The following is a 12,095-nucleotide window of genomic DNA, read 5'->3' as shown; positions in this document are numbered from 1 at the left end:
TCCCTCATAGATACCCCTCTCCCCTTTAGGACCCTTTTCTCACCCAGAACTTCAGCACATGCCCTTCATCCGTCTGCGTGATCAATTCATGTCCGCTTGACTTAGCCCATGCAGCCAAATCAGCTTTGGCCCCTTTATCTGTTGCATGTATTTCTAATACTTGGCCTTCTGCCAAGTCGTTCATTTTTTTCTTCGTCCGAATAATCGGCATTGGGCATGCAAGCCCGGTTACGTCTAAAATGTGATCTGATGTCATCTGATCATCCCTCGCTTCTTTATTTTATTGAACATTATCGAATCGCACAACGGTTTGGACCAATTTCCATGTCTCGCTGCGCTTCCTCGTCTGGATGCAGCTTCCCCATATTGGTAGACCGAATGTCTTGATAAGCGTTTGGCTGTGCAGGTAGATGCTGCGTGACCATTTGTCTAAATACGTCTTCATCTTCAATGTTCAGCCCGTGATTTTCTTCAAACAAAGCGCCTAGCGCCTTCCAAACGCTTCCGTCTTCATTAAGCTCATCCACGATCATAAAATGTGCAGGCAGCACAATCAATTCTGCCGAAAGCGCCGTATATCGTGTATAAAGGGTTTCTCTCAAATCACCTACCCAGTCCTCCGCCATACCGGCTAGGTCAGGTCTTCCGATCGAATCAATGAACAAAATATCACCTGAAAGGAGGTAACGGCCGTCTACGATAAAAGAGGTTGAACCAATCGTATGGCCCGGTGAATAAAGGGCATGAATCTCAATCTCCGTCGCTCCAATCGTCACACGCTGTCCTTCTTCAAGGTGTTTGTAATCAAATGTCACCTCTTCGGCGTCTTTTGGCGGTAGCCAATAGATAGCACCAGTCAGTTCAGACAGCTTTTTCCCGCCAGATATATGGTCCGCATGAAGGTGCGTATCAAACACATGCGTCACCGTGACTTGATGTTTTTTAGCAAATTGCGTATAGACCTCCGTCATTCTAGCCGCATCAATAATCGCAGCTTCCCCATTCGACATGATCATATAGGACAAGCACCCCTTGCCCATTCGCACAAATTGGTACAACTCTCCACCCCCAGTTAAATCACCGATCTTCACTGGCTCTAAATGCTCACTCCATGCCTTCATGCCGCCTTGCAAATAATGGACCGTTCTACCTGCCTCTGACAGCATCTCTGCCACCATAATAGAAGAGCCTTCTTTCGCACAAACGACCAGTACATCTAGGTCATCCGGTATGTTCTCCACCATATCCTCTACGCCATCAAGAAGCTCAAAGTAAGGCACATTTAAATATTCAACGGCTTTCCCTTCAATTTTCCAGTCCTGCACATCTGATTCGTTTCGTACATCCAACAAAAAGATCGGCTCTTTGTTGATGATCTTTTTTGTTAACTGTTCTGCTGTCATTGCTTTTACAGTCATTGGTTCATTCAGCTCCTATTTTTCAATCTCTCCTGTCCAGCTGTTCATGCCTGGCACTACATTGATCAATTGATGAAATCCTTTTTCTTTTAACTTTTGTGCGGCTAATTCACTTCTTCTGCCTGAATGACAGATGAGGTAAATGAGCGTCTCTCGGTTCAATTCTTCAGCACGTTGTTCCACCTCACCGAGAGGGATGTGAACAGCTCCTGGAATATGACCCGCTTCGTATTCATCTGGCTCTCGTACATCTAAAATAAACAATGACTGATCTTCTTTTACCTTCTGTTGAAACATGTTCAACGACATTTCCGAAATCATTGACTGCTCCTCCTCCTGTTTCGCTCCGCCTTTACGAATCAAATGATGAAGCACCTGTCCTTCTACTTTTGTTCCTAAAAATTCATGACCGGCGCTTTTTGACCAAGCTGCTAAATCCGCTGTAGACCCTTTATCGGTTGCTTGCACTTCAAGCACATCTCCTGGCAAGAGCTCATTCATTTGTTTTTTCGTTTTGACAATGGGCATTGGGCATGCCAATCCTTTTGCATCTAGAATTGCTGTTGGTTGCTGCATTGTTTTTCCTCCTTTTATAGGGGTGGGGGTATATTTTAAAGCCTATTTATACCTTTAATCGCCAAGCATTCATGCCACCCTTGATATTCGTAATGTGGGTAAATCCCTGTTTTTTTAACAATTTAGCCGCCTGCATACTTCTCATCCCGCTCTGGCAGATCACATACACTTCTTTGTCTTTCTCAAGCTCATGCGCTCGATTCCTTAACTGTGGTAAGGGGATATTTTGAAAGCCTTTTATATGATTTGTTTGAAATTCTAAAGGTGATCGCACGTCTATCAGCTGTTGATGCCGACTATGCAATTTAGGTTTCAGATGAGCTGCGTCCATTTGTTTCACACCCCGTACGGGAAGAAAACGGCTCACAAGCAAAGCGATCACAATAATGAGCAAAAGCATTTGAATCATGTATGGACACCCCCCTAGATAAATAAGTTCACATTCCCGATTTCTGCCTCTGCTAAATACGCTGCCACACCGGCATATTGAATGTCTGCTAGTAATTCATTCTCCTGTAGCCCTAAGAGATCCATCGTCATCGTACATGCCACGAGATTGATCTCTTGTTCCTTTGCCATATCAATAAGCTGCGGCAGGGTCATGGCATTGTGTTTATTGATCACATGCTTGATCATCTTCGGTCCCATTCCTGCAAAATTCATCTTTGACAGCCCCATTCGATCAGCGCCACGCGGCATCATTTTGCCAAACATTTTTTCTAAAAATCCCTTCTTCAGTGGCACCATCTCTTCCTTACGCAAGGCATTCAGCCCCCAAAAAGTATGAAAAATAGTCACCTCGTGATCATAAGCTGCTGCGCCATTTGCAATAATATAAGCGGCCATCGCTTTATCATAATCTCCACTAAATAAAACAATTGTTGTTCGTTTCTTTTGTTCTTCCATCATGCTCCTCCTTATATCAGTTACCCATGGGGGTATACCAAAAGCAAAAAAATATATACACATACCGGTAAGGGTATATTATAACAAGTAAAAAAATTCGTCAACCTCCAAAGGCTGAGGAATTTCTTACCGGCTTTTCACCAAGAGCTCAACCGCTTCTTTGACAAGCCCCTCTGTATCCTTGCCTTGTTCAAGACTTTCACGGACACATTGCTCAAGATTTGTACTCACAATCACACCCATTGCACGATCAATGGCATTGCGTGATGCAGATAGCTGCGTCACCACTTCACGGCAATCCTTTCCCTGCTCCATCATCGCAAGAACCCCTTTAATCTGTCCCTCAATCCGGCGAAGACGGTTCTTCATCTGCTGATTATACTCCACGTTTAACACTCCTTTCCCTTTTCCCTATGATCAGATAGTATACCCTGATAGGTATTTAGTCAAACATGATGAATCAGTATAAAAGAGCTGCTGAGAGCAAATGTCGCAGCAGCCCGTTCTCTTTAAGCACTCGCTTCCTCTCGAGAGCGCTTATTTCCTTTGTAAATAAAATAAAGAGCGATCAGCATAAAGAACAATGCCAATATGCGTTTGAGATCAAGTGAAATCACCAAGCTATGGAACCAGCCAAAATGATCAATGACCATTCCAATGACAAGCTGCCCAGCAATCCCCGCAATATTCGCAGCAATGACACCGATTTTCGGAACAGCGATCACTGTCAGAATTAAATAAGCCGTTCCAAGAAAAGCCGCACTCAACTGCCACTTCGGCGCATGCAAGAGATTCAACAGATGGCCGCTCCCAAAGAATAAAATCAGAATGGTTAAAAACATCGTACCCGTTAAAAAGGTCAAAAAGGTCGTTTCAATCGTACCCGCTCTCCTGCTAAACGTACCGTTTATGGAAGATTGCGCACTTAACGTAATGCCTCCGATTAAAGTAAATAAAATTAACAATAATGCCATATCGACTTTCCTCCTAATGAATAAGAATAAGGGCAATGATCATCGAAATGACCGCAAATACCTTCTCTTTGTTTACTCTTGTTCTCTGACTCCCAAGCCAGCCAAAATGCTCAATCACCATACTCATCAACAGCTGACCAATAATGACAGCGACCATCGTTACCCCCACACCAACGAATGGAACACTCACCACAATAGACGTTAAATACACAACCCCCATCGCTCCGCCAAGCAGTGACCATTTTGGTGCCTTCAACGTATAGGAAAGGTCACCTTTGCCAAAAAAGAGCCACAATAGCCCCATAATAATTGAACCGACAAAAAAGTTATAAAAACTCGTTTCTAACTGTCCGATCGACTTCCCAAGCTCCGCATAGATGGCTCCTTCAAAACTAAGTGCCGCACCCGCTAATAGTGCAAGCACATAAAAAATTAAACGCATCATTAAATCTCCTTTGATTCATATATTTATATATCTAGATAAACAGATATATAGAATAGAAAAAAACAGAAATCACACATCCTTTAGATCTCTGTTTTCATATATTGTCCGATCTGTTGGATAAATTCTTCATTTCGTCTATAGTATGTCCATTGTCCATGCCGTACCGATTCAAGCAGACCAGCCTTTTGCATCAAATGTAAGTAGCTAGAGACCGTTGATTGAGAAATTTGCGCCTTTTCTTGAATATCCCCAACACAAACGCCCCCCTTATAACTAACCTCCTTCGGTAAATGAGCGCCTTGCTTAGGAAAATGCTTCTCTGGTTCCTTGAGCCACTTTAAAATATTCAACCTTGTTTCATTCGATAATGCCTTAAACACATCAATAGGTTCCATGGCAGACATTGTATATCTAGAAATACCGATATGTCAAGCCATTGCATATTCACCTCTAAATTGGTAAAAAGGAAATAATCAACGCTATAAGGAATATTTCAAGGAAAGAGGGCAACCCATGACTTTACAGCATTATATTGGATCAAACAAAGAACTGCCGCTTGGTACCATTGGTCAAAATCCTACCTATAAACCATTCTCTGAACTCAATATCAGCATGTTTGATAAAAAACAAAAAAAGCCCAAAATCTATCAAAAAGATGATCTTTTGATAGAAGTATTTGAAACAGAAGAGGATTTCGAAGGCATTCACATTGATTATCTAGATCCCGTCAATGAAGCGGTAAGAAACAAATTCACGCACCCTTTTGTTTATGAATTAGACATCATTCATTCTCTTCGTGCACTTTTTAAATTCATTGAAAAAGAGCTGTCAAAAGGAGAAACCATCGAAATCTATTCTTGTCTAAATGAACTCGAAATGAAAGAAAAGGACGATCAATTGGATGTAGAAATTGACCTAAGCACAAGACGGTTTGGAAAACATATCGATTTTAAAGGGATTGATGAACTGATTGATATGTTTGAATTAGAAAACTTACAATATGTACTAGTGAAGAGGTAGTGGAGAATTGACAAGTTACATCAAAATGCTGTGTTATTAGAGATTGTAGAAGCGTAACCTTGGTTAAGCAAAGATAAATTGAAGTTATGAATAGAAAAGCGAATATAAATGTAACACGGAGGTAGTTGAAAGAACCAAAATCCCCTCAATTACCTCTTTGCAAATCATCGTAAACTTTTTCACAAATGTCTATTGGTATTGAATACTTCGTAGTCTTAGCATTACGGTAATTAACCACTTTATCAATATGATGTTGCTTTTTTTCAAATTCAATTATTGAATTCTCCCATCTATCTCTAACGGAAATAACACAATTACCGTTTTTCTTCTCCTTTTTCTGATAAACATAATCCATTTTATCTCTCCTTTCATATTATTTTGAACTAGATAAGCGAATAGGCGGCATGTCTCAAACAGCGATATCCGAAGAAGCTAAATGTCATGATTAAGTTTTAAGAAGTAAAGAAATAATTTCTATCATAAATACCTAATTTATTTACTTTCTGAACATGGAAGGATACCTCAAATCTATTCTTCTCTCCAAATAATAGCTACCCTTCAATTAAACGTTTCAACTTAAGCTCCGTTTCAGTATCCTCAACTGGAGTATAGACACTGCATCTTAAATCAGTATCCCCATACACTTGTAATGAAGTGAGATTAAACAACATTTTCCCTACCTTAGCATGACGAAATTCAATTAATACTTCAGGTGCATAACTGATCTCATTTTCATTCCATATTTTACGAAACTCAGGATATGCCTGCTCCATTTCTTCTATAAATTGCTCATACCAGTCATCCGCCACATACTGTCCATAATACGTTCTAAATATGGCGATATATCCTCTTACAAAATGCTCCCAATTCACGGCTAAACTTTTAAATTCCTTTCTTGCGAATAGTAAGCGGATGATATTTCTTTCTGCCGGGATGATTTGTTCAAAGTCCAAAAATACATTAGCTGCTGCTTGATTCCACCCAACAATCTGACTTCTTCTATCAGATATAATTGTTGGGCAATAACGAAGTTCCTGCAAAATTTTCACTAAAGCCGGACTGATTTCCTTCTCATTCTCAATGATATAGGATTGTTTCACACCTTCCTCTAACGCTAAAGCGTACAAATATCTCCTTTCATCGTTATTTAATTGTAATGCACTAGAAATCGCATCTAATACCGAAGTAGATACTTTTATATCCCTGCCTTGCTCTAACCATGTATACCAAGTAAGACTCACACCGGCTAGTTGAGCCACTTCTTCTCTTCTGAGCCCTGGTGTTCTTCTGCGGGTTCCTACAGGTAAACCAACCATTTGAGGCGTGATTTTTGAACGTTGGTTTTTTAGAAATTCTGATAATGCTTGAAGTCTTGTTTCAGGTTTCAATATGATCACCCTTTAAAATATTATTCATTATACTAGGATAAACAACAACTTGTAATAGGATAACACAATGGCTAAAGTTAATAAAAACAAGGAGGGAATGATCATGAAAAGAGTTGTCATTACTGGAATGGGAGTTATTTCTCCACTTGGAAATGATATAGATAGCTTTTGGAATCAACTAGTTCAAGGACAATCGGGAATATCTCTCATTGATTCTTTTGATACGACTGATTATAAAACAAAAATAGCTGGAATCGTTCGTGATTTCGATGCAGATGAAATATTAGGGAGAAAAGAAGCAAAACGATTAGATCGTTTTAGTCAGTTTGCCTTAGCAGCAGCCGAACAAGCATTAGAACATTCGCAATTACAGTTAGATCAAGTAGATCTTGAACGTTTAGGCGTATATGTTGGTTCAGGAATCGGGGGCATACAATCGCTTGTTGATCAGGTGAATGTATTAGATAAACGAGGTCCATCGAGAGTAAGCCCTAGCCTTGTCCCCATGATGATTTCAAATGCAGCTGCGGCCCAAATCAGCATTAAATTAGGCGCACAAGGGCCATCATTGTCACCAGTCACAGCTTGTTCTATCGGGAACACTTCTATTGGTGAAGCTTTCAATGCGATCCGAAATGATGAAGCAGATATTATATTTGCCGGTGGAGCAGAAGCTGCCGTCAACCAGATATCTTTGGCTAGTTTTGGAAACGCACATGCACTTTCTACTAGAAACCAAGACCCAAGTCGAGCTAGCCGTCCATTCGATACAGATAGAGATGGCTTTGTTATGAGTGAAGGCGCAGGTATCTTAGTATTAGAATCATTAGACAACGCAATTCTTAGAGATGCGCCGATATTATGTGAAGTAGTGGGATACGGGGCTAGTTCAGATGCACATCATATGGTCGCTTCACACCCAGAAGGTAGGGGTGCCTACTTAGCCATGAAGAAAGCATTGAGAAGTGCAGATATATCAACAAGTGAAATCGATGTTATTAGTGCTCATGCAACAAGTACACAAGTAGGTGATCGTTCAGAAGTTCTAGCCATTAAGAAATTATTTGGTGATCGTTCAGGTGAAATTCCAACAACTGCGAACAAGTCAATGACTGGGCACATGTTTGGTGCTGCAGGCGGAGTAGAAGCGATTGCTTTAGTGGAAAGTTTGAGACGAGGAATGATTCCGCCAACTATTAATGTAGAGAAACAAGATCCAGATTGCAATTTAGATGTTGTATTAGAAGCGAGACAGCTTCCATTGAAATATGGGCTATCCAATTCTTTTGGTTTTGGAGGACATAATTCAGCCATCTTGTTAAAACATTACGATTGAAGTAGTGAAAAGGTGAAATAATGACAAAACAAGGGTTTATAGCCCTTGTTTTTTTATGATGGGAATACCTCACAGACAAAATATGACGAGCCTCAGCAATCTGATATATTAAATGGAGAAAAGAAAATACTAAAAAACATTTAGAAAGAAGGTGACCCATGCCAAACAACCAACCCACTCATCACGGAAAAATCAAGTATTTTTAATCGTTGAACCAATTAATCTGACAATTCTTTATAATTCGAAGTAAATCCTATCATCTTTATAATAAGTTAGACAAGATTGATCAAATTAAGCGGAGGATTGGCTTAAGCTATTCATCAATTATTATAATGTGATAATTAGAAGTCTTCCATTATCTCACTCTTTATTGTCATTAAATTATTAATCAAATATCATTATAAATGTCACTTGTAAACTTAGAAAGTGGTCTTCTATGAAAATCAATTTCTTCTAAATAATTCCCAAAAATAGTCCTTTTCATATCTTCTTCATTAGTAAAAAGCCCCTTAAAGTCGTTTTTAATCTCACTTAACTTTACCTCAGTATATATGAGCTTTTTTTTAAAAATTTCTTGTACAACATCTTTATGTATTCTATATTGAGAATCGATCTTTAAAGTTTCGATATTGCTGATCATTCTTTTATTCGAAGATATTAAAGTAATTTCTAACTGGCTTGCATCTTTAATAAATTCAATTGATTTTATTTTAAAATTGAAATGGAGCAAGTCGCTAGATTTGAAGCGTTTATTATAAGGAGATAAATAAATAGATTTATTACTTTTAATATGATTACAACTTGGACAAGATGGGACAAGGTTATAAAAAGACATTGCTAAAAAAGGGTAATTCTCTTTACAATAATAATGATCCATCTGACTTGTTCTTTTAAGCCCACGATCTGAATAAGTAACATTATTAATAAAATTCCTATTGCAATAAGGGCAGACTATTATTCCGATTTTTTGCACTAATTTAGCAGCATTATACTCTGTATCAATTAAGTACTTCGAAGAATTAGCGAAATACTTACTATAAAGGCGGTCTTTAAGATACTTAATCTCGTCACTAATATTACTACCATAATAGGCATTTTTAATCCGAGGTAATTCCTTCATATCTGCAAGGATAACTTCCTCAAATGATAAATTAGATCCATTTCTTCTAAACCAGTTATCAATATCCTGATAAGTAAATTTTGTGCGTGGATTATCTAAATGATTCTTGATGCAATTGAAATGTTCTTGTGCTATCGTTGGTAAATTACTGTTTGTTATTGATATCATCGTTTTCCAACTCCATTATGCGAGCCTTTAGTTTCTGAATTGTTTTTTCTTTATCAAAAGCTTTTTCAGACATAACCTTTAATTTATTTTTTATTAGAGGTTCTCCAATAATACTAATGATATAATCTGTTTCTTCTTTTTCATTTGGCGTGAGATGCCCCTTGTTTAATAAACTAATAGTTTTATTAATTTTATATTTAGCAAACTCTCCAATAGTACTTGTCATAAAAAAATCGCGTGCAAGTAGGGTATGTATATTAGATGCAAAAGAATCTTCAATAGATATTTGTTGACATAAACCAGTTGAAATATCCTTTTCTAGGGCAATTATATTTTCCTTAGGAAGATCTGATATGATGAAAGGTGAATGGGTAGTTATAATTAAATGGTAATTTCGATAGCCATTTTCTAATCTATTCAAAAAGGAAGTTAATTCATTAATCAATAATCGACTCCATTCTGGGTGCATAAAGCTATCTGGTTCATCTAATAGAATAATAGCTTTATCCTTATTTGTATTGTAGTCTAAACTTAAACCATAATGAAGAGCAGAAAACAAAGATAAAAGTGCTTCTTCACCAGCACTGAATGGATGAAAATCAAGAGAAAAAACTTTTATAACTGATTGTATCTGTTCGCTCATAAAGTTTAAACTATCAAATAATTCAAGGAATTTATTAATTGATTCATTATATTTAACATTATTTAGAGGGATAATTATATTGTCTCTATTAAACCACACTGGATCAAATTCTGAGATACATTTAATATAACTTTCTATGATCTCAATAATTTGCATTCCATATTCATTATATTTTAAAATTAAAGCAATAATTTTTTTATAATAACTATAATAATCATCTTCCTCGACTTGGAAATTTTTTATATTACTAATTATATTTAAAAGTTTAGTTTCCATTTTGGGTAAGATAAAAAATTGCGATACTAAAGAATGGCATAATTTATATAAAAATAGATTGATAAAGTCTTGTTTTTCATTAAATTTAATACCAGTTTCATTAGTCATATTAAAAAAATCATTTTCAAATCCTTTTTCTAATTCTAGCTTTACATCGTCATTAACATGCATATGCGGTGAAATTGTAAGATATATATTATTTCTAAAATTAAACATAAAATTTCTTTCTTCTGTATTATCTACTTCTTTTTGAAGGTCAATAATCATTTGATATATGGCTGAGTAACCAGTGTTTTTTTTATTTAAATTTATTCTATTAAATAGATGTGAAGGTTCGTTCTCAATTATCATACTTCGGTGATGCCGGTTTACGTTACTAGTATCATTATGACGGAAACTGAAAAAATTTATATTATCCTTATAATCTATTTCCTGATCATCTTGTAAAAAACCTTTATAAAACAACTTATTTTCTTGCTTTTCAACAATAATACTATATGGTTCAGAGATATGATTTCGATTACCGCTAATTGAATATTCTTCAACATAGTCCTTAATATAATCAAAGTCACTTCCTTCAATTGCAAATTTATTACTTTCTAAATGATAAATAAAAAAATATTTTATTTTTTTATTGTTGCTTAGACTTGAACGATCATAGCGCTTTGCTCCAACAAGATCTAATATATTTGTCTTACCACTCCCATTTTTCCCAATTATTCCAGTTATGTTATCTATTTTTTGTTCAAATAACTTGGGATTCTTATTAATTTCTTGAATTGTAAGTATTGAAGAAGTGGCATCTAATTGTTTATTAAAATCAACATTAAACCTTGGTGATAAATTAAAACCCATATTATTAATATTACGGTATTTATCGACCCATACATAAATAAGCTCCATATAATTTCCTCCGACTGTGTTTGTAAAGTAAGGTTAATTATTATATTAAAGTATTTTCAGAACAACCACTTTTGTTTACATAAATATCCTATTATAAAACCTATTAAAAGTCTAACTGTTTTTGGAGTGAGATATTTCTACTTAATTTATTTAAGTAATACTACGTACAGTTGACCATAAAGTAAAATTACTATTTATTATTGCACCCTTTTTGCGTTTGTAAATATCATCAAAACTGCTTAAATGATTTCTAATATAAATCAGTACATGCCATAGCATTGTAGAGATATATTTTCAAAGAAATTTATTTCAAAAATATTATGTGCACTTATAATTCTCAAGATATACTTTAAATTTAGAGAAATACGTTTTCATTAAGAAGTCAATCGATGATTAGCAAAAGGTTTATAGCAGGTTAAAGACATTACGCACCTCTAAATCATAATCTAGATACTGCAGAAGTATTCTACAGCAAGTTTTTTTATATTTTAAGAGTTGCATAATTTTCTTAATATAGACACATATATGCAGGCAAGGGGCATTTAACTTTCAAAAAATGTGTAACAGAGGTTATGTCTTTTAAACGTCATGTTACAATGCTCAATGTGGAGGTATAAATCTGTTTTAATTTGACAGCATCCAATTCAGAAGCACCTCCTGAAAGATTACAAAGATGATACATGCTGATTTTGCCTATTCTAAATACCTCATATTAGTTTTAATTTTATGATTAATAAAATTATCAGAGCACAGATTAAATTGGTATCTTCACAAAAGAACGAAATTTAAACGAGTAAATAAATGATTACACCATTTTTGCTCATGCATAAATACTGTGTTTTTACAATCACCGAACAAATGGACTCGATTATATTCTCTCAACATTAAAACAGATATTGATGCTCATTTTTTCCCTTAAACA

15 protein-coding genes are annotated in these 12,095 nt (G+C 36.1%); 2 read left to right on the top strand and 13 right to left on the bottom strand.

Translation table 11 applies throughout. From position 1 onward, the window contains the following. Positions 1 to 25 precede the first annotated feature (25 nt). The 9 genes from AC0VYC_RS01325 to AC0VYC_RS01285 all read right to left on the bottom strand — a co-directional run bounded on the left by AC0VYC_RS01325 (position 26) and on the right by AC0VYC_RS01285 (position 4,714). Positions 26 to 256 carry a sulfurtransferase TusA family protein gene (locus AC0VYC_RS01325; RefSeq protein WP_008343881.1) on the bottom strand — a complete coding sequence of 77 codons (231 nt, stop codon included), beginning with the start codon at positions 254 to 256 and terminating at the stop codon, positions 26 to 28. 34 nt (positions 257 to 290) lie between these two features. Next, positions 291 to 1,418, bottom strand: coding sequence for an MBL fold metallo-hydrolase (locus AC0VYC_RS01320; RefSeq protein WP_475389216.1), 1,128 nt, complete (start codon positions 1,416 to 1,418; stop codon positions 291 to 293). 15 nt (positions 1,419 to 1,433) lie between these two features. Then, a complete protein-coding gene (locus tag AC0VYC_RS01315; protein ID WP_024719146.1) occupies positions 1,434 to 1,994 on the bottom strand; it encodes a sulfurtransferase TusA family protein in 561 nt (186 codons plus the stop codon). Between the two features lie 46 nt (positions 1,995 to 2,040). Continuing rightward, entirely contained in the window at positions 2,041 to 2,403 is a 363-nt protein-coding gene (locus tag AC0VYC_RS01310) for a rhodanese-like domain-containing protein (RefSeq protein ID WP_475389214.1), read from the bottom strand. A 14-nt stretch (positions 2,404 to 2,417) separates the two neighbouring features. Then, positions 2,418 to 2,900, bottom strand: coding sequence for a DsrE/DsrF/DrsH-like family protein (locus tag AC0VYC_RS01305; RefSeq protein ID WP_008343885.1), 483 nt, complete (start codon positions 2,898 to 2,900; stop codon positions 2,418 to 2,420). A 126-nt stretch (positions 2,901 to 3,026) separates the two neighbouring features. Next, positions 3,027 to 3,287 (bottom strand): metal-sensitive transcriptional regulator, encoded by a 261-nt coding sequence (locus AC0VYC_RS01300; RefSeq protein ID WP_003217059.1) that lies wholly within the window; start codon positions 3,285 to 3,287, stop codon positions 3,027 to 3,029. A gap of 122 nt (positions 3,288 to 3,409) precedes the next feature. Next, entirely contained in the window at positions 3,410 to 3,874 is a 465-nt protein-coding gene (locus AC0VYC_RS01295) for a DMT family transporter (RefSeq protein WP_138278038.1), read from the bottom strand. Positions 3,875 to 3,887: 13 nt separating this feature from the next. After that, positions 3,888 to 4,316, bottom strand: a complete 429-nt coding sequence (locus AC0VYC_RS01290) for a DMT family transporter (RefSeq protein WP_008343887.1) — start codon at positions 4,314 to 4,316, stop codon at positions 3,888 to 3,890. Positions 4,317 to 4,399: 83 nt separating this feature from the next. Further along, positions 4,400 to 4,714: an ArsR/SmtB family transcription factor gene (locus tag AC0VYC_RS01285; RefSeq protein ID WP_008343888.1), complete on the bottom strand. Its 315-nt coding sequence runs from the start codon at positions 4,712 to 4,714 to the stop codon at positions 4,400 to 4,402. Between the two features lie 118 nt (positions 4,715 to 4,832). Here AC0VYC_RS01285 and AC0VYC_RS01280 point away from each other — a divergent pair, with 118 nt between their 5' ends. Continuing rightward, complete coding sequence (locus AC0VYC_RS01280; protein ID WP_217967595.1) at positions 4,833 to 5,339, top strand: hypothetical protein; 507 nt, start codon at positions 4,833 to 4,835, stop codon at positions 5,337 to 5,339. 145 nt (positions 5,340 to 5,484) lie between these two features. On the opposite strand, the gene AC0VYC_RS01275 is transcribed toward AC0VYC_RS01280, so the two are convergent. Together AC0VYC_RS01275 and AC0VYC_RS01270 are read right to left on the bottom strand one after the other, a co-directional pair. Then, positions 5,485 to 5,694: a hypothetical protein gene (locus AC0VYC_RS01275; protein WP_217967596.1), complete on the bottom strand. Its 210-nt coding sequence runs from the start codon at positions 5,692 to 5,694 to the stop codon at positions 5,485 to 5,487. Between the two features lie 196 nt (positions 5,695 to 5,890). Further along, a complete protein-coding gene (locus AC0VYC_RS01270; RefSeq protein ID WP_008359338.1) occupies positions 5,891 to 6,727 on the bottom strand; it encodes a helix-turn-helix transcriptional regulator in 837 nt (278 codons plus the stop codon). Between the two features lie 103 nt (positions 6,728 to 6,830). Between AC0VYC_RS01270 and fabF the strand changes: the two genes are divergently transcribed. Then, on the top strand, positions 6,831 to 8,063 hold the full coding sequence (gene fabF / locus AC0VYC_RS01265; RefSeq protein WP_178896782.1) for a beta-ketoacyl-ACP synthase II: 1,233 nt from the start codon (positions 6,831 to 6,833) through the stop codon (positions 8,061 to 8,063). Between the two features lie 388 nt (positions 8,064 to 8,451). Here the strand turns inward: fabF and AC0VYC_RS01260 are convergent, their stop codons facing one another. Together AC0VYC_RS01260 and AC0VYC_RS01255 are read right to left on the bottom strand one after the other, a co-directional pair. Next, on the bottom strand, positions 8,452 to 9,351 hold the full coding sequence (locus AC0VYC_RS01260) for a hypothetical protein (RefSeq protein ID WP_268414125.1): 900 nt from the start codon (positions 9,349 to 9,351) through the stop codon (positions 8,452 to 8,454). Beyond that, complete coding sequence (locus tag AC0VYC_RS01255) at positions 9,329 to 11,173, bottom strand: AAA family ATPase (RefSeq protein ID WP_475389209.1); 1,845 nt, start codon at positions 11,171 to 11,173, stop codon at positions 9,329 to 9,331. The genes AC0VYC_RS01260 and AC0VYC_RS01255 overlap by 23 nt, the downstream gene beginning before the upstream one ends. Between the last annotated feature and the right edge of the window lie 922 nt (positions 11,174 to 12,095).

It is taken from the genome of Bacillus sp. iso_77 (genome assembly GCF_056173625.1).
Note: the sequence above shows the minus strand (reverse complement) of the source record. Positions and strands in the feature narration are given on the sequence as shown.